The sequence below is a fragment of the Streptomyces sp. NPDC021212 genome (assembly GCF_044332925.1).
Classification (GTDB): Bacteria; Actinomycetota; Actinomycetes; order Streptomycetales; family Streptomycetaceae; genus Streptomyces.
The window spans coordinates 110,240-131,358 of the sequence record NZ_JBIRPZ010000006.1 but is presented as its reverse complement, the minus strand read 5'-3'; the positions used below and the strand labels follow the sequence as shown (position 1 = coordinate 131,358).

The window sequence follows — 21,119 nt, the reverse complement described above, 5'->3', positions numbered from 1 at the left end:
GGCCGACGGAATTCGGGACACCGCCCGGATCTCGATAGGCTGATCCCCGACCGTGGCCTCCCGGCTGGCGATTCGGCACGGAGGGGGCGTACCACCGGTGCCTCGGGGGGCAGGTGCGGCGCCGGTATGCGAGGAGGATCGAGAGACGATGGCAGGCAACTCAGAGCCGCTGTCGCCACGTGCCAAGCTGGCCGTGACGGCGGGCAGGGCCGCGGCGGCGGTGTCGAAGGCCGCGGGCCGCGGCAGCGGGTCGGTGATCGGCGGCAAGGTGGCCCTGCGCCTCGACCCCGATCTGCTCGGCAGGCTGGCGCACCACCTGGACGTGATCCTGGTGTCGGCGACGAACGGCAAGACCACGACCACCCGGCTGATCGCCGAGGCGCTGCGGGCCGCGGGCCCGGTGGTCTCCAACGCGCTCGGGGCCAACATGCCCGCGGGTATCACCTCGGCCCTGGCGGGCGGCTCCGACGCCCGCTTCGGCGTGATCGAGGTCGACGAGAAGTACCTCGCCGGTGTCGCCCGCGACACCGAGCCCAAGGCCATCGCGCTGCTCAACCTCTCGCGCGACCAACTCGACCGGGCCGCCGAGACCCGGATGCTCGCCGAGAAGTGGCGCGAGGGCCTGGCCGGTACGAAGGCCACGGTGATCGCGAACGCGGACGATCCGCTCATCGTCTGGGCCGCCTCCTCCAGCCCCAATGTGGTGTGGGTCGCCGCGGGCCAGGAGTGGAAGGACGACGCCTGGTCCTGCCCGTCGTGCGGCGGGGTGCTCCAGCGCCCCGGCGACGACTGGGTGTGCGGCGAGTGCGGCTTCCGCCGCCCGGTGCCCAGCTGGGCGCTGAACGGCGACTACGTGCTGGACCCGCACGGCGCGGCCTGGCCGATCCACCTCCAGCTGCCCGGCCGCGCGAACAAGGCGAACGCGGCCACCTCGGCGGCCGTCGCCGCGACCTTCGGCGTGCCCCCGCAGGTGGCGCTGGAGCGGATGTACCAGGTGCAGGCGGTCGCCGGCCGCTATGACGTGGTCACCTTCCAGGAGCGCCAGCTGCGGCTGCTGCTCGCGAAGAACCCGGCCGGCTGGCTGGAGACGTTCTCGCTGATCGACCCGCCGCCCACCCCGGTGATCCTCTCGGTGAACGCGCGCGGCGCGGACGGCACCGACACCTCCTGGCTGTGGGACGTGGACTACACCCGGCTGGCCGGGCACCCGATCTGCGTGATCGGCGACCGCAAGCTGGACCTCGCGGTGCGCCTGGAGGTCGCCGGGCTCGACTTCCGGGTCTGCGCGGACGCGGACGAGGCGGTACGGATCTCCCCGCCCGGCCGCATCGAGGTGATCGCCAACTACACCGCGTTCCAGGACCTGCGCCGCCGAGTCGGCAACTGACCCCCGTACGAGGAGACACGACGATGCGTAGCACGAGCCAGAACGGCCTGCGTCTGGTGTGGGTCTACCCCGACCTGCTGAGCACGTACGGCGACCAGGGCAACGTCCTGGTGGTGGAGCGCCGGGCGCGCCAGCGGGGGCTGGACGTCTCCCGCCTGGACGTCCGCTCCGACCAGCAGATCCCCACCTCCGGGGACATCTACCTGATCGGCGGCGGTGAGGACCGCCCGCAGCGGCTGGCCGCCGAGCGGCTGATGCGGGACGGCGGGCTGAACCGCGCGGTCGCCAACGGGGCGATCGTGTTCTCGGTGTGCGCCGGGTACCAGATCATCGGCCACGAGTTCGTCAACGACCTCGGGCAGCGCCAGCAGGGTCTGGGGCTGCTGGACGTGATCAGCACCCGCGGCGAGGGGGACCGCTGCGTCGGCGACGTCCTGGCCGACATCGACGACCCGCTGGGGCTGCCGCCGCTGACCGGGTTCGAGAACCATCAGGGCGTCACCCACGTGGGCCCGACCGCGCGCCCCTTCGCGCGCGTCCGGTTCGGCAACGGCAACGGGACGGGCGACGGCTACGAGGGCGCGTACAAGGACACCGTCTTCGGCACGTACATGCACGGCCCGGTGATGGCCCGCAACCCGCACATCGCGGACCATCTGCTGAAGCTGGCGCTCGATGTGAACGGGCTGCCGCCGGTCGACGACCAGTGGTACGAGGCGCTGCGCAACGAGCGGATCACGGCGGCCACCCAGCCCGCCTGAGCACCCTCCTGAGCGCCCTCGCACACGGCTGAGCCGCCGGGATCCCGCATCGCGGACACCCGGCGGCGAAGCGCCGCGTGCGGCGTACGCCACTTGTAGGGTGTCGTCGTCCAGCCGGACAGCGCGGTCCGGATGTCGCTCCCATCACTCATGGGCCGTACGCAGACAGAGGAATCATGCGCATCGGTGTGCTCACATCCGGCGGCGACTGCCCCGGGCTGAACGCGGTCATCAGGTCCGTCGTCCACCGCGCCGTCGTCGACCACGGCGACGAGGTGATCGGCTTCCAGGACGGCTGGAAGGGCCTGCTGGAGTGCGACTACCGCAAGCTCGACCTGGACGCCGTGAGCGGCATCCTGGCCCTCGGCGGCACCATCCTCGGCTCCACCCGGGTACAGCCCGCGCATCTGCGCGACGGGGTGGAGCGCGCCAGGGGCCACGTCGAGGAGCTGGGCCTGGACGCGGTCGTCCCGATCGGCGGGGAGGGCACCCTGAAGGCGGCCCGGATGCTGTCGGACGCCGGACTGCCGATCGTCGGAGTGCCGAAGACGATCGACAACGACATCGCGTCGACCGATGTGACCTTCGGCTTCGACACCGCGGTCGGCGTGGCGACCGAGGCCCTGGACCGGCTCAAGACCACCGCGGAGTCGCACCAGCGGGTGCTGATCGTCGAGGTCATGGGGCGGAACACCGGCTGGATCGCCCTGCACTCGGGCATGGCCGCCGGCGCCCACGCGATCGTCGTACCGGAGCGCCCGTTCGACATCGAGGATCTGGCCGCGACCGTCGGGGCACGGTTCGAGGCGGGCAAGAAGTTCGCGATCGTGGTGGCAGCGGAGGGCGCCAAGCCGCGCGAGGGCACGATGGAGTACGCGTCCGGGGAACGGGACGTCTACGGCCACGAGCGGTTCGCCGGTATCGCCCGCCAGCTCTCCGTCGAGCTGGAGCGGCGGCTGGGGAAGGAGGCCCGGCCGGTGATCCTGGGCCACGTGCAGCGCGGCGGCACGCCGACGGCGTACGACCGGGTGCTGGCCACCCGCTTCGGCTGGCATGCCGTCGAGGCGGCGCACCGCGGCGAGTTCGGCAAGATCACGGCCCTGCACGGGACGGACATCGTGATGGTGCCGCTCGCGGACGCGGTGGAGCGGCTGAAGACGGTACCCGCCGAGCGGTACACCGAGGCCGAGTGCGTACTGTAAGTACGACACGAGCCGGATACAGCCGATTCGCACCGCGACCGTCAATTGCGCAACCCCTACGGCGAGCAACCAGGTCCGCGAGAGCGGCGCCGGTTGAGAGCGCACAAAGGGGAAGGCCGGGGATACTCGATGGATCACGGCGGACACGGCATGGTGATGGATCTGCCGCCGTTCACCCTCGCACGCGGATTGGCGTTCGGTGGTGATCCCTTCTTCCTCGTCGGCTGTGTGCTGGCCCTCGCCCTGTACGGCTGGGGCGCGGTGCGGCTGTGGCGGCGCGGTGACGGCTGGGCGGTGGGGCGGGTGCTGGCGTTCGTGGCGGGTGTGCTGACCATCGTGGTCGCGATGTGCACCGGGCTGAACGACTACGGCATGGTCATGTTCAGCGTGCACATGGTCCAGCACATGATCATCAGCATGGTCTCCCCCATCCTCCTGCTGCTGGGCGCGCCGGTGACGCTGGCCCTGCGCGCCCTGCCGACGGCCGGGCGCGGCCGCAAGGGGCCGCGGGAGCTGCTGGTGGCGCTGCTGCACAGCCGCTACATGCGGGTCATCACCCACCCCGTGTTCACGATCCCGCTGTTCATCGCGAGCCTGTACGGGCTCTACTTCACCCCGCTCTTCGACTTCCTGATGGGTTCCAAGGCCGGGCACATCGCGATGATGGTCCACTTCCTCGCGGTGGGCCTGGTCTTCTTCTGGCCGATCATGGGCGTGGACCCGGGTCCGCACCGGCCGGGTTATGTGATGCGGATGCTGGAGCTGTTCGCGGGAATGCCCTTCCACGCGTTCTTCGGGATCGCGCTGATGATGGCGAGCGCGCCCATGGTCGGCACCTTCGAGCATCCGCCCGGCTCGCTGGGGATCGACGCGCTGGCCGACCAGAACGCGGCGGGGGGCATCGCCTGGGCGTTCAGCGAGGTCCCGTCGGTGATCGTGCTGGTGGCGCTGGTGTACCAGTGGTACCGGTCCGACCAGCGCCAGGCGCGGCGCGACGACCGTACGGCGGACCGCGACGGCGATCAGGAACTCGCCGCGTACAACGCCTATCTGGCGTCGCTCCAGGCCCGCGGGCGCTAGCGAAGGCCCCACGACCGAGAGACCATGGAGTCTCGGCCGTGGGGCCGGGTTCCGGCAGTGGGGCGCCGGGACCACCGTGAGGAGGTCGGGGATGACCGGATCGGCCAAGGGGATGACGACGTGCGCGGTGGGTGGCCTGGTGGCGGTGACGGCCTACACCGTGGCGCTGGGGAGCAACGGCTGGCTGTGGTTCGCCTGGGTGGTGCTCGCGCTGCTGACGGTGGGGATGCTGGTCGCCCGCTGAGCGGGACCTGACGTCATCCGCGCAGCCACCGCCACAGGGACGTCCACCACGGCACGCGGGCGGGCGGCGCCGCGGTGTCGGCGGTGGCGGCCTCGCCCGCGGGTAAGGCCTCGTCCGCGGGCGCCCGGCGCGTGGGGCGCGGCTTGGGTGCGAGCAGCATGCCGGAGGTGTCCACCGGATCGGTCTCGGCCCTGCGCGGCATGAACGCGACCGGCAGCGCGACCAGATGGCGGGAGATCCACGACGCCACCCAGTTCAGCTCTGCCTCCGGCACGTCCAGCCGCAGATCGGGCAGGCGCAGCAGCAGGGTGTCGATCGCGGTGTCCGCGATGGCGCGGCCGATGTCCTGGCCGGGGCATTCGTGCGGGCCGCCGCTGAACGACAGGTGCGAGCGGTTGCCGTACATGGGCGCGCCGATGTCGGGGCGGATGGCGGGGTCGACGTTCCCGGCGGCGAGGCCGAGCAGCAGCATGTCCCCGGCCTTGATCTGCCGTCCGCCCAGTTCGGTGTCGCCGGTGGCCCAGCGGCCGGGGATCACGGTGAGCGGCGGTTCGTTCCACAGCACGTGCTCGATGGCGTCCGGCAGGGTCATGTGGCCGCCGGCCAGCGAGGCGCGGAAGCGCGGGTCGGTGAGGACCATGCGCAGCGTGTTGGCCATGAGGTTGGTGGTGGTCTCGTTGCCGGTGAGCAGCACGAGCCGCAGATGCTGGACGACCTCCTCCTCGGTCAGCTCGGAGGGGTGGCTCAGCAGCCAGGAGGCGAGGTCCTCGCCGGGCTGGGCGCGCTTGCGCTCGACGAGCTGGCGCAGGGTGTCGGTGACGTAACTGTCGCTGCGCAGGGCCGTGTCGGAGCCCTTCATCAGGTCGCGGGTGGCCTCGACCAGCCGTGGTCCGTACTCGTCGGGCATGCCGAGCAGCTGGGTGAGGACGAGCATGGGCAGCCGCTGGGCGAAGCCGGTGACCAGTTCGGCCTGGCCTTCGGCGCAGAAGTCGTTGACCAGCTGATGGGTGAAGCGGGTGATGTGGCGGCGGATCCCGCGGCGGTCGACGCGGTTCATGCTGTCGGTGAGTGCGGCGCGCAGCCGCTCGTGCTCGTCGCCGTCGGCGAAGGTGCACATGGGCTGCCAGCCGACCACGGGGAGCAGCGGCGAGTCGTCCGGGATGCGGCCCTCCGCCCAGGCGCTCCAGTACCGGGAGTCGCGGGAGAAGCGGGAGGGGGTGCGGGCGACCTCCAGGTTCTCGCGGTAGCCCAGCAGCAGCCAGGCCGGTACGTCGTCACCGAGCCGCACCGGGGCCACCGGTCCGTGTTCGGTGCGCAGCCGCTCGTACAGGCCCATCGGGTCCTTCTCGTTCTCGGATCCGAAGAGGTCCACCACTCCGGCGAGGGGGCTCCGGGCGTGGGCGGGGCACTGATCGGGAGGAGGGGTCACGGTGTCTCCGGGGTCACGGTGGTGAGGTGCTGCAGATGGCTGACGAGGGTGAGGAGGGTGTCGCGGCTGGAGGCGCGGTCGCGGGCGTCGCAGTCGACGATGGGCACGGCGTCGGGCAGGTCCAGGGCCGCACGCAGCTCGCCGACGGGGTGGACGGGCGCCCCGGGGAAGGCGTTGATGGCGACGACGAAGGGGACGCCCCGCTCCTCCAGCCGGCCCAGGACGTCGAAACTGACCTCCAGGCGGCGGGTGTCGACGAGGACCACGGCCCCCAGCGCGCCCTCGAAGAGGCCGTTCCACAGGAACCAGAAGCGCTCCTGGCCGGGGGTGCCGAAGAGGTAGAGCACCAGCCGTTCGTTGAGGCTGATCCGGCCGAAGTCCATGGCCACGGTGGTCTCGGTCTTGCGTTCCACCCCGGCGATGTCGTCGACGCCGACCCCGGCCTGGGTCATCGTCTCCTCGGTGGTCAGCGGGCGGATCTCGCTCACCGAGCCGACCATGGTGGTCTTGCCGACCCCGAAGCCGCCGACGATCACGATCTTGACGGCGGCGGCGACGGAGACCGGGAGGGTGTCCTCGCTGCGGGGGCCGACGACCGTGTCAGAGGTTCTGTAGTCCATGCATCACCGCCTGGAGGAGTTCGGTGTCGGGCAGCACGGCGGCCGGGACCGGTGCCCGGGCCTCCACCTGGTGGTGGGCGAGTAGATCGGCGAGCAGGACGGTCACGGTGCTGACGGGCAGGGTCAGGTACGCGGAGATCTCGGCGACGGAGAGCGGGAAGTGGCACATCGTCAGCACGGCGGCGGCCTCGGGCAGCATGCCCGGCTCGGGTTCGGCCCGGGCCACGATCAGGCTGACCAGTTCGATGGTGTCCGCCCGCGCGGACCGGCCGGGGCCGCCGCCGTCGACCATGTACAGCCGTTCGGGGCCGCCTTGGCCGGCGCCCTTTCCGGTCCGGCTCATGTCACGCGCCCGGTGGCCCGTGGCGGGCTGCTGAGGTGTTCGCCGAGCCGGGCGACCAGGTCTCTCATGCTGTGGCCCATCAGCCCGGCGTCCACGCCGTCCTCGGCGAGCACCGCGAGGTAGGAGCTGGTGCCCGCCGCCATCAGGTAGAAGAAGCCGCCGTCGACCTCGATGACCACGAGCCGCATCCGCCCGTCGCCGGTGGGGAATTCGGCGGCGATCGCCGTCGACAGGCTCTGGAGCCCCGCGCAGGCGGCGGCCAGGCGGTCGGCGGTGTCCCCGTCCGTACCGACCTGGGCCATGCACAGGCCGTCCGAGGACAGCAGGACCACGTGGCGGGTCTGCGGAACGCTCTTGGCGAGGTCCCGGAGCATCCAGTCCATGTTGAACCGCGTTTGCGTCACTTGCTACTCACCCTTGTCCGAGGCATCCGAGGCGTTGTCCCAGGCGTTCGACGTATCCGACGGCGCGTCTCCGTACGGGGGGCCGGAGGTGTCCACCGGGTCCGCCTCACCGGACACGGCCTTGGTGAACGCGGCCAGCCACATCCCCGGCTGAACGGGCGGCTCGGCCGGTGCCGGGGGCCCCGCCGGGGCGGGCTCCGGGTCGGCCTGGATCCGGATGGGCGGGGTCACGGTCGGCATCCGGCGGCGGCGCTGGGGCAGTCCGGCGGTGTTGTGGCGGATCCCGTTGTGGTCGTGGGCGACCGGGCCGGTGGCGTTCGTCGGCAGCGGCGGATAGGGCTCGGCGCGCTTGATGGGCTTGGGCGGGGGCAGCTTCTCGGCCCGGACGATGTCGCCGCCGGGGACGGGGGTGGGGCAGATGACCTCCTGCGGGACGACGAGCACCGCGCGGACGCCGCCGTACGCGGAGGGCCGCAGCGAGACCTGGAACCGGTACTTCACGGCGAGCCGGCCGACCACGGCCAGGCCCAGCCGGGGCGTCTCGCCGAGGTCGTCGAGGTCGAAGCCGGTGCCCGCCTGCTCCAGGACGTACTCGGCGCGTCTGCGGCTCTCCTCCGACAGGCCCACCCCGGCGTCCTCGATCTCGACCGCCACCCCGGACTGCACCTCGACAGCCGTCAGATGCACCCGGGTCTTGGGCGGGGAGTAGCGCGTGGCGTTGTCCAGCAGTTCGGCCAGGGCGTGGATCAGCGGCTCCACGAACGGGCCGACGATGCCGACGTCGGCCACCGAGTGCAGATCCACCCGCCGGTATTCGAGAATGCGCGACATGGCGCCACGCAGAACGTTGTAGAGCGGTACCGGGTCGCGCCACTGGCGGCCCGGGCGGGAGCCGCCCAGCACGGAGATGCTGTCGGCGAGCCGGCCGATCAGCGCGTTGCCGTGGTCGAGGTGGAGCAGATCGTGGAAGACCTCGGGGGCGGCCCCGTGCTTGTCCTCCATGTCCCGCATGTCCATGGCCTGTTGATGGGTGATGGCCTGCACCCGGCGGGCGATGTTGACGAACGCCCGGCCCGCCGCGTCGCGCAGGTCCCCCTCGGCCCGCACGGTCTCCAGCACCGATCGCAGGACGGCGCGGTGGGCGGACTCGAAGTCCGGGTCGAGGACGGGCGAGGGCTCGATGGTCTTCATCACGGCGTCGACCTCGGCCCCGCGCTGCAGCCGCCCCACACCCGCGGGAATCACCTCCTGGGCGAGCCGCCGGGTCTCCGTCTCCTGGTCCACCAGGCGCTGCCGGTACGCGGCGTCCTGTTCGGCGGCCCGGGCGCGCAGCCTGGCGATCAGCCGTCCGCGGCGGGCCGACTCGGCCGCCGCCAGGGCCACCGCCAGCGTCGCCGCCGCGCCGCACCAGGCGACCGTCGCCCGCGCCCCGGCGGACACCATGGTCACGGCGAGTGCCGCGCAGGCCGCGATCGCGGCGGGAGGGATGAGCCATACGAGCGCGGAGGCGGGCCGTCGGCCTCCAGGTGACGCGCCGGCGAAAACCATCGGCTTCCTTAAAAGCAGCGGGAGAAAATGCGTGCGAAGAACTCGCTATGGGCCCTGGAGCATAGCGGTTGCGGCACATCCCGAAATGACGATGATTTTTTCTTGGTAACGAATTCGGCGGGTGAATTCAATGGGCGTAAAAAAGCGATCGCATTCGCTCACACCCTCGGGGGATCCGAAACCCCACACCGTCAACATGTGGTGCATTTACCGCCATTACGGACATCATGCGGCGACTCGCCGGAGGCGGCAGTGAGTTGTACAGTCGGCAGTTTTCCCCGGTCGCAGCGGCGGGGGCCGCCCGGATGGGCGACCCCCGCCGGACCCCGCTCCCGTACGCGCCGACTCGCACGGAAGCGGGCTCGGCCGACCGTTACTCGACGGCCCCGGCGGCCTTCGCGGCCTTGCCGGTCTTCGCGGGCTTCGGCGTGGCGTGCGGACCGCACGTCACGTCCTTGGCGTCCACCGTGCCCTTGAGCAGGTAGGCGTCCACCCGGTCGTTGATGCAGGTGTTGACCAGATTGGTGACACCGTGCGAACCGGCGTCCTTCTCCGTGATCAGACGCGAGCCCTTCAGGCGCTTGTGCAGCTCGACGGCACCCTCGTACGGGGTGGCGGCGTCACGGGTGCTCTGCACGATGAGCGTCTTCGGCAGCCCCTTGCCCGCACCGACCTCCAGCGGGGTGTGCTGCTTCGACGGCCAGGTGGCGCACGGCAGGTTCATCCAGGCGTTCGACCAGGTCAGGAACGGGTAGTCGCGGTGCAGCCGGGTGTTGTCCCGGTCCCACTTCGGCCAGCTGGTCGGCCACTTGGTGTCGGCGCACTCCACGGCGGTGTAGACCGCGTTGCTGTTCTCCGAGGCGATGTTGCCCGCGGTGTCGGACATGTCCGGGCCCGCGGCCTCGACGAGCGCCTTCTCGTCACCGGCCAGGTAGTCGCTCCACACCTGGGCGACCGTGGCCCACGACGAGTCGTAGTACGGGGCGCTCTGGAAGAACCCGAGCAGCTCGGCCGGGCCGACGACCCCGCCGATCGGGCTCTTCTTGGCGGTCGCGCGCAGCTTCTCCCACTGCGCCTGGACCGCCCCCGGGGTGTTGCCGATGTGGTAGGCCGCGTCGTTCTTGGCCACCCACGCCTTCCAGTCGTCCCAGCGCATTTCGAACGCGACGTCCTGGTCCAGGTTGGCCTGGTACCAGATCTTCTCCCGCGAGGGGTTCACCACGGAGTCCACGATCAGGCGGCGCACGTGGTCCGGGAAGAGCGTCGCGTAGACGCCACCGATGTACGTCCCGTAGGACACGCCCAGGTAGTTGAGCTTCTTGTCGCCGAGCGCGGCCCGGAGGACGTCGATGTCGCGGGCGGTGTTGGGCGTCGTCAGGTGCGGCAGCATCGAGCCGCTGCGCTCCTTGCACCCGTCGGCGTACTCCTTGGCGAGCTTGCGCTGCCCCCGCTTGTCCGCCTCGCTGTCGGGCACCGGGTCCATCTTGGGCGCCTTGACGAACTCCTGCGGGTCGACACAGGAGATGGCGGCCGAGTGGCCGACCCCGCGCGGGTCGAAGCCCACGAAGTCGTACGCCTTCGAGGTCTTCGTCCACAGCGGGTTCTTGTTGGTGACCCGGGTCGGGAACTTCAGCCCGGAGCCGCCCGGCCCGCCCGGGTTGTAGACCAGCGAACCCTGCCGCTCGGAGGCGGTCCCGGTGTTGCCGACGCGGTCCACCGCGATCTTGATGGTGCGGCCGTTCGGCTTGGCGTAGTCGAGCGGAACGGTCACATAACCGCACTGGATGGGCTTGGCCAGGTTCCAGTCGGCCGGACAGTCCGTCCAGTCGATGCCCGCCTTCGCGGCCCGGGCCGCGGCGATCGCCGCCCCACGGGCCTCCGCGACGCCCCCCGGCGTCCGCGTGGGCTCCGATGCCCCCGCCGTGGGAGCGGCCAGCGCACCGGTTATCAGCGCACCGGTCATCACGCCGCCGGCCACGCCGAGTACTGCTGTGCGTCTCACGTAGTAATCCCCCTGTTTTGTTGCGCCGCCGGTGCGGCGATGATCACAGAGTGTCAGGAGGATCCTCGCGCCTCACTTACTCCTGAGTACAGGGCAAACCACCGTTTCTTTATCAACACGTCACCTTCACGGCCCGATCAGCCTTCGATCGCACCGGCGATGAGGGCCTGGAGTTGGGCGGCGGTGCGGTCGAGGGGTTCGATGCCGCGCTTGGCGCGGCACATGGCCACGGTCCCCTCGACGGCCGCGACGACGAGCGTCGCGAGCTGCTCCGCCTGCCCGGGCTCGGCGCCGTGCTCGCGCAGGGAGGCGGCGAGCAGGCTCTCCCAATCCTCGAAGACCTGCGCGGCGGCCGCCAGGGCGGGCGGGGTCTCACCGGGCGGGGGTTCCTCGATGGAGACGGCCAGGACGGGACAACCGGCCTGGAAGTCGGTGTCGATGACGATCCCTCGCCACAGGGCGAGGAACGCCCGGAGCCCCGCGGCCGGGCCCGCCTCCAGCTCCTTGCGGAGCATGCCGACGACGGTCTCGCCCGCGTACCGGACGGCCTCGGTGGCCAACTGCTGCTTGCCCTCGGGGAAGTAGTGGTACGTGGAGCCGAGCGGCGCCCGCGCGTGCTTGGCCATCTCACGGATGCTCGTGGCGTTCAGGCCGCGCCGACTGATCATGTCGGCGGCGCCGGACACGATCCGCTGCCGGGCCTGCGGGCTGTTCCTGGCCATGTGCGCGCTCCCGCTCTGGATATAACGATCGTCATAGTCTAGCGTGACCCCCGCTTATAACGACTGTCATAACGCGATGAAAGGCAAGGACCTGCCATGCCGATGATCCGGCTGACCGCCCCGACCGGTGCCCTGACCGAGGAGGGCCGCGCGGGCATTCAGCGCGATCTGGCCACGCTGCTGCTGCGCTGGGAGGGCGTGCCCGACACGGCCCAATTCCGCGCCCAGGCGTGGAGCTATCTGATCGAGCTGCCCGAGGGGGCCCAGACCACCGCGGAGGACGACGCGCCGCGTTTACTGGTCGACGTCACCGTGCCCCAGGGCGCTTTGTCCGAGCGCCGCAAGGCCGGTCTGGTCGAGGACGCGACCAAGGCCGTGCTGAAGGCCGCTGGGCTCTCCCAGGACGACGCGCTGCGGGTGTGGGTGCTGATCCACGAGCAGCCGGACGGCAGTTGGGGCGCCGGTGGATCGGTCATCCGATTCGCCGATCTGCTCGCGCTTGCCCGGAAGAGCGAAGGTGGGACCACCGATGCGTGAACTGACGTACGTCGCGCGGCACACCGTCGCATGGCGCGAGGCGTCCGACCCCCGGGTGAATTCGGACCAGGACGCGATCGTCGCACCGGTGGCCGCCACCCCCTGCGACGTGGACTCCGCGATCCTCGCCGGGCACGGCTTCGTTGATCCCCCGTTCCCCCTGGGCCACGAATGCGTGGCCCGGGTCGTCGACGTCGGCGACGCGGTGACCGGCGCTGCCCCCGGCGACCTCGTCGTCGTGCCCTGGTCCATCAACTGCGGCGACTGCGACCACTGCCGCGCCGGGCTGACCGCCCACTGCACGTCCGTGCCGCACATGGCGATGTACGGCGCGCCGATCGGCGGCAGTTGGGGCGGGCTCTTCTCCGACCTGGTCCGTGTGCCGTACGCGGACGCCATGCTGGTCCCGCTGCCGCCGGGTCTGGACCCCGTCGCCATGGCCTCGGCCAGCGACAACTGGTCCCTGGCGCGGCGCCTGGTCGCCCCGCATCTGGCGGCCCGCCCGGGGGCGCGGGTCCTGGTCGTCGCCCGGGGCAGCATCGGTCTGTACGTGTGCGACGTCGCCCGCGCGCTCGGCGCCTCCGACGTCCTGTACGTCGACCCCGACGCCGAGCACCGGAAGATCGCGGAAGGCTACGGCGCCCGTACCGCCGAGGCGATCGAGCCCATCCGGCACGGCTTCGACATCGCCGTCGAGGCCACCGGCCGCATCGACCAGCTCGCCCTGGCGCTCACGTCCCTCGCGCCCGAGGGCGTCTGCGAGAGCGCGGGAAACCACTTCCGGCCCGGCGAACTGCCCCTGCTCGACATGTACCTCACCGGCGTCACCCTGCGCGTCGCCCGGGACAACGTACGCAGCCATCTGCCCGACTCCCTCGAACTCGCCGGTTCGGGGAAGGTGGCGCCCGAGCGCGTCGTCTCGCATGTCCTGGACTGGGAGCAACTGCCCGAGGCGCTGCCCGAGAAGCGTCTCAAGCCGGTGTTCGTACGGGACATCGCTCCGGCCGCGGCCGGGCGCTGAGCCCTTCGTCCAGCATCCGGCGCAGCCGCAGACCGTCCGTGGCCACGGCGCTGACCAGGGCGGCGGGGCCGGTGAGCGGGGTGATGACGGCTGTGTCGGCCAGCAGGCGGGGCGGCACGGGCTCGCTGTCGAACGCCGGGTCGACCACGAGGAGCTGACCGGCGGCCCGGTGCCCGCCGAGCACCGCGCCGCCGTCCCAGCCGGGCGCGCCGGGGCCGTACGACAGCTCCTGGTCCAGCAGCGGGCGCCCGGCGCGGTGCACCGTGAGCCGGCTGGTCAGTCGGCCGGGCTGCTCGCCGGAGCGGCCGAGGATCTGTTCCTCGCGCAGCACCAGACGGGCGGTGGCGGCGAGTTCGACGGTGGTGGTCATGCGCAGATCGCTGCCGTGGGCCGAGATCAGGGGTTCGGGCAGCCAGTCCAGGGTGGCGCCGTCGGCGACGGTCAGCCGGATCGCGTAGTGGGCGGGCTCGGCGCAGCGGCCGGGCAGCGCGAGGGTCGCGGCCGCGGAGCCGACGCGGAGCCGGGCGCCGGGGCCGACGGTCGCGGTGAGCGCGATGCGGTCGCCGCCGAGCGGGGCGCTCATCGCCCCGACCACGGTGACGCACGCCTCGCCGCCGTCGCCGGTCGCCCGGGTCCGGCGCAGGGCGAGCGGCCCGTCCCCGGCCAGCACGGGCAGCGCGGTGCCGCCGCGTCCGTCCGCGGCGGCGACGAGGCGGGCGGTGGCGCGGACGCCGGTGCCGGTCGGGGCGGTGTCGCGTACGCCGGTGCCGGTCGTCGCTGTCGCGCCGAGGGTGCCGGTCACGCCGGGACCGCCGTCCAGGCGGCCAGGCGCTCCCGGACCCAGTCGGCGATCGGGCGGACGCCGTCCGCCGCGACCAGGGAGGTGAAGGCGACGGGCAGTTCGCCGCGCTGCTCCTTGGCGTCGCGCGCCATGCGCTCCAGGTCGGATCCGACGTACGGCGCGAGGTCGGTCTTGTTGACGACGAGGAGATCGGCCGTCGTCACGCCCGGGCCGCCCTTGCGCGGGATGTCGTCGCCGCCCGCGACGTCGATGACGAACACCTGCGCGTCGACCAGTCCCTTGGAGAAGGTCGCGGTGAGGTTGTCGCCGCCGGACTCGACCAGGACGAGGTCGAGCGGGCCGACGCTCTCCTCCAGGTCCTCGACCGCTTCGAGGTTGGCGGAGATGTCGTCGCGTATCGCGGTGTGCGGACAGGCGCCGGTCTCCACGGCGGTGATGCGCGTCGCGGGCAGCACCGCGTTGCGCAGCAGGAACTCGGCGTCCTCGCGGGTGTAGATGTCGTTGGTGACCACGGCGATCGACAACTCGTCGCGCAGTGCCCGGCACAGCGCGGCGACGGTCGCGGTCTTGCCGGAGCCGACCGGCCCGCCGAGGCCGATGCGCAGCGCCCGGCGGGTGCCGTCGGGGCGGCGGGGGTCGGCGGCGCCGTGGGTGTGGCGCTGCGGGTAGGTCTCGGGGTGATCGAGGTGCATGACGGCTCCGGGGTGGCGGTTACGAGGCGAAGAGGCGTACGGACCAGGTGGCGTGCTGCTCGGCGGCGATGTCGAGCAGCGGCGCCGCGGCGGCGGGCAGCGCGCCGGGGCCCTCGTCCAGGGCCCGGTGGGCCGCCTCGGCGGCCCGGGCGGCGATCCGGTCGATCTCGGGGGCGAGGCGGGCGAGGACGGTGGTGGCGTCGAACGGGTCGAGGCTGAGCAGCCGTACGGCGGCGGACGCCGGTCCCCCGGCCGACTCGTACGCGGCGGCATACGCGGCGGCCGCGGGGTCGAGCCCGGCGGCGCGCGCGGCCAGCCCCTGCACGACGGGCTGGTGGGCGCCACGCGGGCGGGCGGCGGCGAGGGCGTCCAGTTCGGGCGAGGGCCAAGTGGCGCGGGCGGCGCGCATCAGCTGACGGCCGAGCCGTCGCGCGGTGGTGCGCAGCGCGGGGACGGGGGTCCGGGCGTCGGCGGCCTCGTCGAGCACGAGCGGATCCACCCCGGCGGCGGCCGCGGCGGCGAGTGCGGCCGCGGTGAGCCCGGCGGTGTGCAGCCGCCCGCGGCAGAACGCCTCCAGCGTGGCCGCGTCCCGCACCCGCCCCGCCGCGACGGCGGCCTCGACCCCACCGGAGTGGGCGTGCCCCCCGGCGGGGAAACGCCCGTCGGCCAGGATCAGCAGCGCGGCGACGGCCCCGGGAGCCGCCGGCGTGGGCGCGGTGTGGTCCATGGTCATCGCGGTCAGAAGAGGAAGTACCGCTGGGCCATGGGGAGTTCCGCCGCCGGTGCGGGTTCGACGGGGTCGCCGTCGATGGTCACCGTGAAGGTGTCCGGGTCGACCTCCACCCTCGGCATGGCGTCGTTCTCCCGCATGTCCGCCTTGGTCACCCCGCGCGTCCCCCGGATCGGCACGAACCGCTTGCCCAGGCCGAGCCGGTCCGGCAGACCGTCGTCCAGGGCCGTCCGCGTGACGAAGTTGAAGGAGTTGGCGGCCGGGGCGCGCCCCACCGCGCCGAACATGGGCCGGGGCAGCACCGGCTGCGGCGTCGGGATGGACGCGTTGGCGTCGCCCATTTGCGCGTACGCGATCTGCCCGCCCTTGAGCACCAGGTGGGGCTTGACGCCGAAGAAGGCGGGCTCCCACAGCACCAGGTCGGCGAGCTTTCCGGACTCCACCGAGCCGATCTCGCCGTCGAGGCCCTGCGCCACCGCCGGGTTGATGGTGTATTTGGCGACATAGCGACGCGCCCGCCGGTTGTCCGCGCGTCCGTCCCCCGGCAGGGCGCCCCGGCGCCGCTTCATGACGTGCGCGGTCTGCCAGGTGCGCAGGACGACTTCGCCGATCCGGCCCATGGCCTGGGAGTCGGAGGAGATGATCGAGATGGCGCCGAGGTCGTGCAGGATGTCCTCGGCGGCGATGGTGCCGGGCCGGATGCGGGACTCGGCGAAGGCGAGGTCCTCGGGGACGGCCGGGTTGAGGTGGTGGCAGACCATCAGCATGTCGAGGTGTTCCTCGACCGTGTTGACGGTGTGCGGCCGGGTCGGATTGGTGGAGCTGGGCAGCACGTTCGGCTGGGAGACCACCGTGATGATGTCGGGCGCGTGGCCGCCGCCCGCGCCTTCGGTGTGGTATGCGTGGATCGAGCGTCCGGCGATCGCGGCGAGGGTGTCGGCGACGAACCCGGCCTCATTGAGGGTGTCGGTGTGGATGGCGAGCTGGGCGCCGCTCTCCTCGCAGACGCCGAGGCAGGCGTCAATCGCGGCGGGGGTCGCCCCCCAGTCCTCGTGGATCTTGAATCCGAGGGCCCCGCCCCGCAGTTGGGACCACATGCCCTCGTGCGAGACGGTGTTGCCCTTGCCGAGCAGCCCGATGTTGACGGGGTACGCCTCCAGCGCCTCGAACATCCGGGCCAGGTGCCAGGGGCCGGGGGTGATGGTGGTCGCCTTGGTGCCCTCGGCGGGCCCGGTGCCGCCGCCGACGAGGGTGGTGATGCCCGTGGACAGCGCCTGGTCGACGAGGGTCGGGGAGATGAAGTGGACATGGGCGTCGATGGCGCCCGCGGTGAGGATCCTGCCGTTGCCCGCGATGACCTCGGTCTCGGGGCCGATGACGAGATCGGGGTGGACACCGTCCATGGTGTCGGGGTTCCCGGCCTTGCCGATCCCGGTGATGCGGCCGTCACGCAGCCCGACGTCGGCCTTGACCACGCCCCAGTGGTCCAGCACCACGGCACCGGTGATCACGGTGTCGGGGGCGCCCTCGGCGCGGGTGGCGCGGGACTGGCCCATGGACTCGCGGATCACCTTGCCGCCGCCGAAGACCGCCTCGTCGCCGGAGCGACCGGGGCCGCCGCAGCGGTCCTCCTCGATCTCGATCACGAGGTCGGTGTCGGCGAGCCGTATACGGTCGCCGGCGGTCGGCCCGAACAGGTCGGCGTACGCGGCGCGGCTCAGCTCCGTCACAGCGCGCCTCCCGTCTCGCCGCGCAGCCCGGGGACGATCCGCGCGCCCGTCAGCGGCACCAGCTCCACCTCGACGGGGAGGCCCGGTTCGAAGCGCACTGCGGTGCCCGCGGCGATGTGGAGCCGGTGGCCGCGGGCCGCTGCGCGGTCGAACGTAAGGCCCGGGTTGGCCTCGGCGAAGTGGTAGTGGGAGCCGACCTGGACCGGCCGGTCGGCCGCGTTGAGCACGGTGAGCCGGATGACCGGCCGCCCCTCGTTGAGCCGCACCGGCTCGTCCGCGTGGAGGATCTCTCCGGGGATCATGGAACGCCTTCTCCCGTCAGACGATCGGCTGGTGGACGGTGACGAGCTTGGTGCCGTCCGGGAAGGTGGCCTCGACCTGCACGTCGTGGATCATCTCGGGGACGCCCTCCATGACCTCGTCGCGGGTGAGCACCGTACGGCCGGAGGCCATCAGCTCGGCGACGGTACGGCCGTCCCGGGCGCCCTCCAGGATGTGCACGGTGATCAGTGCGACGGCCTCGGGGTGGTTGAGTATCACACCCCGTGCCCGACGCTTTTCGGCCACTTCGGCGGCCACATGAATGAGCAGCCGTTCCTGCTCGTGCGGCGTCAGGCGCACGTTTTCCCCACCTCATCTTCGCTCACGGGTTATCGCAGATTAGTTCGGTGGTGTTGCGGCGCGGTTAACGCGACGGCAAAGAATCGCTCTTGACGCCCACATGGCAAACCGCTGATCCTCATGTCCGCACCACATGATCCATCAGCTTCGCTCCAACCCCCCACAATTTCTACGGAGCTCACCTGTGAATCGAATAGTGCTGATACGCCGCGGCGCGCTCGCGGCGGGAACCTGCGCCGCCGTCGCCGCCGCCCTGCTGGGCGGGGCACCGGGAGCCGGGGCGGCCGTCTCGCCCCGCGCCGCCGCCCCCGACATCGACGTCAAGGCCGTCAAGGGCGACCTCGACAAGCTGCAGTCGATCGCCGACGACAACGGCGGCAACCGCGCCCACGGCCGGCCCGGCTACCGGGCGTCCCTGGACTACATCAAGGGCAAGCTGGACGCGGCGGGGTTCAAGACGTCCGTCCAGGAGTTCACCTCGGGCGGCGCGAAGGGCTACAACCTCGTCGCCGACTGGCCGGGCGGCAGCGCCGACAAGGTGGTCATGGCCGGATCGCACCTCGACTCGGTCGAGGCCGGACCCGGCATCAACGACAACGGATCGGGCTCCGCCGCGATCCTGGAGGTCGCGCTCGCCGTGGCCAAGGCCGACCTCAAGCCCACCAAGCATCTGCGGTTCGCCTGGTGGGGCGACGAGGAGGACGGCATGATCGGCTCCACGACTTACGTGGACAGCCTGAAGTCCGACGAGAAGTCGAAGATCGACTCGTATCTGAACTTCGACATGCTCGGCTCCCCCAACGCCGGCTACTTCGTCTACGACGACGACCCGGAGCTGGAGAAGGTCTTCAAGGACTGGTACGCGGCGAAGGACATCACGACCGAGAAGGAGACCGAGGGCGACGGCCGCTCGGACCACGCCCCGTTCAAGGACGCGGGGGTGCGGGTCGGCGGGCTGTTCACCGGCGCCGAGGCCACCAAGAGCCAGGCGCAGGCGGACGCGTGGGGCGGCAAGGCGGGCGAGCCGTTCGACCCGTGCTACCACTCCGCGTGCGACAAGACGTCCAACGTGGACGACACCGCGCTGGACCGCAACAGCGACGCCATCGCCCACGCGATCTGGGAGCTCAGCTCCTGAGCTGAGTCGCCCTTACCCGCTTCCCCCGCGGCCCGGACGCCGATCCCCGGCGTCCGGGCCGCGGTGTTCCGCCGCGATACCGAAGCGCCGCCGTTCGCCGGGAGCGGACGAGGACGGGCGCATCGCCGACACCGTGCTGATCACCTGCTCCTCCGCCGCCTCCGCCTCGACCGCGTCGAGTCGTTGCAGGTCATCCGAGGACACGAGGGCGACCAGCGGCTTTCCATGCCGGGTGAGGACCACCCGCTCACCGCCGTAGACCACGCGGTTGATCAGCTCCGCCAGCTCCGCCCGGGCTTGCGTCACCGGAATCTCGTACGCCATGCTCCCCATCGTACGGGACGTACGTCCTGTACATTTTTTACGTAGCCAGGCCCGCCAGGGCCGAAGATCCGCGAGAGGTGACCGCGATGGAACGACCGGCCGCGCGCTATGTCCTGCCCGAGTTCACGGAGCGCACGAGCACCGGCGTGCGCACCATGGACCCCTATTCCAAGCTGCTCTCCGAGCGCATCGTCTTCCTCGGCACGCCCATCGACGACACCGCGGCGAACGATGTGATCGCGCAGCTCATCCACCTCGAACACGCCGCGCCGGACCAGGACGTCTCGCTCTACATCAACTCCCCGGGCGGCTCGTTCGGCGCGATGACGGCGATCTACGACACGATGCACTTCGTCACCTGCGACATCGAGACCATCTGCCTGGGCCAGGCCGCGTCCGCCGCCGCCGTGCTGCTCTCCGCCGGGGCGCCGGGCAAGCGGCTGGCGCTGCCGGGCGCGCGGGTGCTGATCCACCAGGCGGCGTTCAGCGAGCCCGTCGAGGGCACCACATCGGACCTGGAGATCCAGGCCGGTGAGCTGCTGCGGACCCAGGCGATGCTGGAGGAGATGCTGGTGCGGCACACCGGGCAGAGCGCCGAGCGGATCCGCGCCGACGTCGACCGCGACACGATCTTCGACGCCGAGGCCGCGGTGGCGTACGGGCTGGTGGACGGGGTCACCCAGAGCCGTAAGCGTCCGGGTGCGCTGCCCGGGGCGAGGTGAGTGGACCGATGCTTCCCCCCGAACTGCCCCCGCTGCCCGCGCTGACCCGCGCGGAGGGAGACCTCGTGGACGGCTATCTGGAGGCGGTCGATCTGCTCGGCCGGATCAACCCGGCCCGCGGCCATGACACCTACAGCGGGCTGCGCGCCGCCCAGGCGCTGGTCGGGAAGGCCGTCGCGCTGCGGGACGCGCTGGCGCTGATGCACGAGCGGGGCGAGAGCGAACTGCACGCCGAGACGCTGGCCCGGGCGCTGCGGGTGCTGGACGGGGAGCGGCGCTCGGAGCGGGTGACGCTCCCGGCCGTCTCGCCGCGCTGAGCCCCGCCGACCGGAGCCCGGGACCTCACCCGAACGGCGGCATTCCGCATCCCGGCGCGAGGCCGCCGCCGGCTTGCGGCAGGCGGCGCCGACAGCGCCGTCCCCGTGGGCCGGAGCCCGCGCCACGGCCCGTCCCGGTCACCCGAACGGAGGGCCCTCACCACCCTCACACCCCGCCCGCTCGCCTCGGTACCGGCGACCGCCCGGGGTGACCATCCTGGGACGACGACCGAACCCGGTCAGCGAAGGGTGGTGTGCGAGATGACCGCGCACATACGGATTCCCAGAATGGTCTCCCGGGCCGGCGCCGTCTCGGCCCTCACCGCCGTCACCGTCGGCGGCACCGTGACGGTGCCCGCTCTGCCACAGCAGGCCGACGCGGCGACCGTGGCGGCCAAGGCGCTGCGGATCGCGGCCTCGAAGAAGGGCGCGCCCTACGTGTACGGGGCGGCGGGGCCGAACCGCTTCGACTGCTCGGGGCTCACCCAGTACGCGTACAAGCGGGCCGGGAAGCGGCTGCCCCGCACCGCCGCCGCCCAGTACAACCACACCCGTCGCATCAAGGCGTCCAGCCGCGCCCACGGTGACCTGGTCTTCTTCCACTCGGGAGGCAGCGTCTACCACGTCGGCCTCTACGCGGGCAGCGGCCGGATCTGGCACGCGCCCAAGGCGGGCACGGTGGTGCGGCTGGAACGGATCTGGACCGGAAAGATCTCGTACGGGCATGTGCGCTGAAGAACATC

General features: G+C 71.9%; 25 protein-coding genes. 11 read left to right on the top strand and 14 right to left on the bottom strand.

Annotated features, from left to right (window positions below; all coding sequences use genetic code 11):
• The first annotated feature begins 148 nt into the window (after positions 1–148).
• From ACH4SI_RS17710 to ACH4SI_RS17690, 5 genes are all read left to right on the top strand, one after another.
• Complete coding sequence (locus ACH4SI_RS17710) at positions 149–1,387, top strand: MurT ligase domain-containing protein (RefSeq protein ID WP_398296664.1); 1,239 nt, start codon at positions 149–151, stop codon at positions 1,385–1,387.
• Between the two features lie 23 nt (positions 1,388–1,410).
• On the top strand, positions 1,411–2,148 hold the full coding sequence (locus ACH4SI_RS17705) for a type 1 glutamine amidotransferase (protein ID WP_398296663.1): 738 nt from the start codon (positions 1,411–1,413) through the stop codon (positions 2,146–2,148).
• Between the two features lie 176 nt (positions 2,149–2,324).
• Positions 2,325–3,350, top strand: coding sequence for a 6-phosphofructokinase (locus tag ACH4SI_RS17700; RefSeq protein WP_398296662.1), 1,026 nt, complete (start codon positions 2,325–2,327; stop codon positions 3,348–3,350).
• Positions 3,351–3,479: 129 nt separating this feature from the next.
• Entirely contained in the window at positions 3,480–4,430 is a 951-nt protein-coding gene (locus ACH4SI_RS17695) for a cytochrome c oxidase assembly protein (RefSeq protein ID WP_398296661.1), read from the top strand.
• A 91-nt stretch (positions 4,431–4,521) separates the two neighbouring features.
• Positions 4,522–4,674: a hypothetical protein gene (locus tag ACH4SI_RS17690; protein ID WP_398296660.1), complete on the top strand. Its 153-nt coding sequence runs from the start codon at positions 4,522–4,524 to the stop codon at positions 4,672–4,674.
• Positions 4,675–4,687: 13 nt separating this feature from the next.
• Here the strand turns inward: ACH4SI_RS17690 and ACH4SI_RS17685 are convergent, their stop codons facing one another.
• The 7 genes from ACH4SI_RS17685 to ACH4SI_RS17655 form a co-directional block, all read right to left on the bottom strand.
• Positions 4,688–6,103, bottom strand: coding sequence for a cytochrome P450 (locus ACH4SI_RS17685; protein ID WP_398296659.1), 1,416 nt, complete (start codon positions 6,101–6,103; stop codon positions 4,688–4,690).
• On the bottom strand, positions 6,100–6,723 hold the full coding sequence (locus ACH4SI_RS17680; RefSeq protein ID WP_398296658.1) for a GTP-binding protein: 624 nt from the start codon (positions 6,721–6,723) through the stop codon (positions 6,100–6,102). The genes ACH4SI_RS17685 and ACH4SI_RS17680 overlap by 4 nt, the downstream gene beginning before the upstream one ends.
• Complete coding sequence (locus tag ACH4SI_RS17675) at positions 6,704–7,066, bottom strand: DUF742 domain-containing protein (protein WP_398296657.1); 363 nt, start codon at positions 7,064–7,066, stop codon at positions 6,704–6,706. The genes ACH4SI_RS17680 and ACH4SI_RS17675 overlap by 20 nt, the downstream gene beginning before the upstream one ends.
• The gene (locus ACH4SI_RS17670) at positions 7,063–7,449 is read right to left on the bottom strand and encodes a roadblock/LC7 domain-containing protein (RefSeq protein ID WP_398297108.1); all 387 of its coding nucleotides are present in this window, start codon (positions 7,447–7,449) and stop codon (positions 7,063–7,065) included. The genes ACH4SI_RS17675 and ACH4SI_RS17670 overlap by 4 nt, the downstream gene beginning before the upstream one ends.
• A 24-nt stretch (positions 7,450–7,473) precedes the next feature.
• Positions 7,474–9,018 (bottom strand): sensor histidine kinase, encoded by a 1,545-nt coding sequence (locus tag ACH4SI_RS17665; RefSeq protein ID WP_398296656.1) that lies wholly within the window; start codon positions 9,016–9,018, stop codon positions 7,474–7,476.
• A 373-nt stretch (positions 9,019–9,391) separates the two neighbouring features.
• A complete protein-coding gene (locus tag ACH4SI_RS17660; RefSeq protein WP_398297106.1) occupies positions 9,392–10,981 on the bottom strand; it encodes an alpha/beta hydrolase in 1,590 nt (529 codons plus the stop codon).
• A 176-nt stretch (positions 10,982–11,157) separates the two neighbouring features.
• Positions 11,158–11,742, bottom strand: coding sequence for a TetR/AcrR family transcriptional regulator (locus tag ACH4SI_RS17655; protein WP_398296655.1), 585 nt, complete (start codon positions 11,740–11,742; stop codon positions 11,158–11,160).
• Between the two features lie 96 nt (positions 11,743–11,838).
• On the opposite strand from ACH4SI_RS17655, the gene ACH4SI_RS17650 reads away from it, so the two are divergent.
• Both ACH4SI_RS17650 and ACH4SI_RS17645 read left to right on the top strand, forming a co-directional pair.
• Entirely contained in the window at positions 11,839–12,279 is a 441-nt protein-coding gene (locus ACH4SI_RS17650) for a 4-oxalocrotonate tautomerase family protein (RefSeq protein WP_398296654.1), read from the top strand.
• Positions 12,272–13,300 (top strand): zinc-binding dehydrogenase, encoded by a 1,029-nt coding sequence (locus ACH4SI_RS17645; protein WP_398296653.1) that lies wholly within the window; start codon positions 12,272–12,274, stop codon positions 13,298–13,300. The genes ACH4SI_RS17650 and ACH4SI_RS17645 overlap by 8 nt, the downstream gene beginning before the upstream one ends.
• Here ACH4SI_RS17645 and ACH4SI_RS17640 read toward each other — a convergent pair.
• The 6 genes from ACH4SI_RS17640 to ACH4SI_RS17615 are packed head-to-tail and all read right to left on the bottom strand — an operon-like array spanning position 13,251 to position 17,875.
• A complete protein-coding gene (locus tag ACH4SI_RS17640) occupies positions 13,251–14,102 on the bottom strand; it encodes an urease accessory protein UreD (RefSeq protein ID WP_398296652.1) in 852 nt (283 codons plus the stop codon). The two genes, ACH4SI_RS17645 and ACH4SI_RS17640, sit on opposite strands and share 50 nt — an antisense overlap.
• Positions 14,099–14,794 (bottom strand): urease accessory protein UreG, encoded by a 696-nt coding sequence (gene ureG, locus ACH4SI_RS17635; RefSeq protein WP_398296651.1) that lies wholly within the window; start codon positions 14,792–14,794, stop codon positions 14,099–14,101. Before ureG ends, ACH4SI_RS17640 begins: the two co-directional genes overlap by 4 nt.
• A 19-nt stretch (positions 14,795–14,813) precedes the next feature.
• The gene (locus ACH4SI_RS17630) at positions 14,814–15,527 is read right to left on the bottom strand and encodes an urease accessory protein UreF (protein WP_398296650.1); all 714 of its coding nucleotides are present in this window, start codon (positions 15,525–15,527) and stop codon (positions 14,814–14,816) included.
• A 5-nt stretch (positions 15,528–15,532) separates the two neighbouring features.
• Positions 15,533–17,254 carry an urease subunit alpha gene (locus ACH4SI_RS17625; RefSeq protein WP_398296649.1) on the bottom strand — a complete coding sequence of 574 codons (1,722 nt, stop codon included), beginning with the start codon at positions 17,252–17,254 and terminating at the stop codon, positions 15,533–15,535.
• A complete protein-coding gene (locus ACH4SI_RS17620; protein WP_398296648.1) occupies positions 17,251–17,556 on the bottom strand; it encodes an urease subunit beta in 306 nt (101 codons plus the stop codon). Before ACH4SI_RS17620 ends, ACH4SI_RS17625 begins: the two co-directional genes overlap by 4 nt.
• Before the next feature lie 16 nt (positions 17,557–17,572).
• Entirely contained in the window at positions 17,573–17,875 is a 303-nt protein-coding gene (locus tag ACH4SI_RS17615) for an urease subunit gamma (RefSeq protein ID WP_398296647.1), read from the bottom strand.
• Positions 17,876–18,008: 133 nt separating this feature from the next.
• On the opposite strand from ACH4SI_RS17615, the gene ACH4SI_RS17610 reads away from it, so the two are divergent.
• The gene (locus tag ACH4SI_RS17610; RefSeq protein ID WP_398296646.1) at positions 18,009–19,013 is read left to right on the top strand and encodes a M28 family metallopeptidase; all 1,005 of its coding nucleotides are present in this window, start codon (positions 18,009–18,011) and stop codon (positions 19,011–19,013) included.
• 12 nt (positions 19,014–19,025) lie between these two features.
• Here the strand turns inward: ACH4SI_RS17610 and ACH4SI_RS17605 are convergent, their stop codons facing one another.
• Positions 19,026–19,337: a type II toxin-antitoxin system Phd/YefM family antitoxin gene (locus tag ACH4SI_RS17605; RefSeq protein ID WP_398296645.1), complete on the bottom strand. Its 312-nt coding sequence runs from the start codon at positions 19,335–19,337 to the stop codon at positions 19,026–19,028.
• 86 nt (positions 19,338–19,423) lie between these two features.
• Between ACH4SI_RS17605 and ACH4SI_RS17600 the strand changes: the two genes are divergently transcribed.
• From ACH4SI_RS17600 to ACH4SI_RS17590, 3 genes are all read left to right on the top strand, one after another.
• Positions 19,424–20,059, top strand: coding sequence for an ATP-dependent Clp protease proteolytic subunit (locus tag ACH4SI_RS17600; RefSeq protein ID WP_398296644.1), 636 nt, complete (start codon positions 19,424–19,426; stop codon positions 20,057–20,059).
• 8 nt (positions 20,060–20,067) lie between these two features.
• Positions 20,068–20,376 (top strand): hypothetical protein, encoded by a 309-nt coding sequence (locus tag ACH4SI_RS17595; protein ID WP_398296643.1) that lies wholly within the window; start codon positions 20,068–20,070, stop codon positions 20,374–20,376.
• Between the two features lie 261 nt (positions 20,377–20,637).
• A complete protein-coding gene (locus tag ACH4SI_RS17590) occupies positions 20,638–21,111 on the top strand; it encodes a C40 family peptidase (RefSeq protein ID WP_398296642.1) in 474 nt (157 codons plus the stop codon).
• The last annotated feature ends 8 nt before the right edge of the window (positions 21,112–21,119 follow it).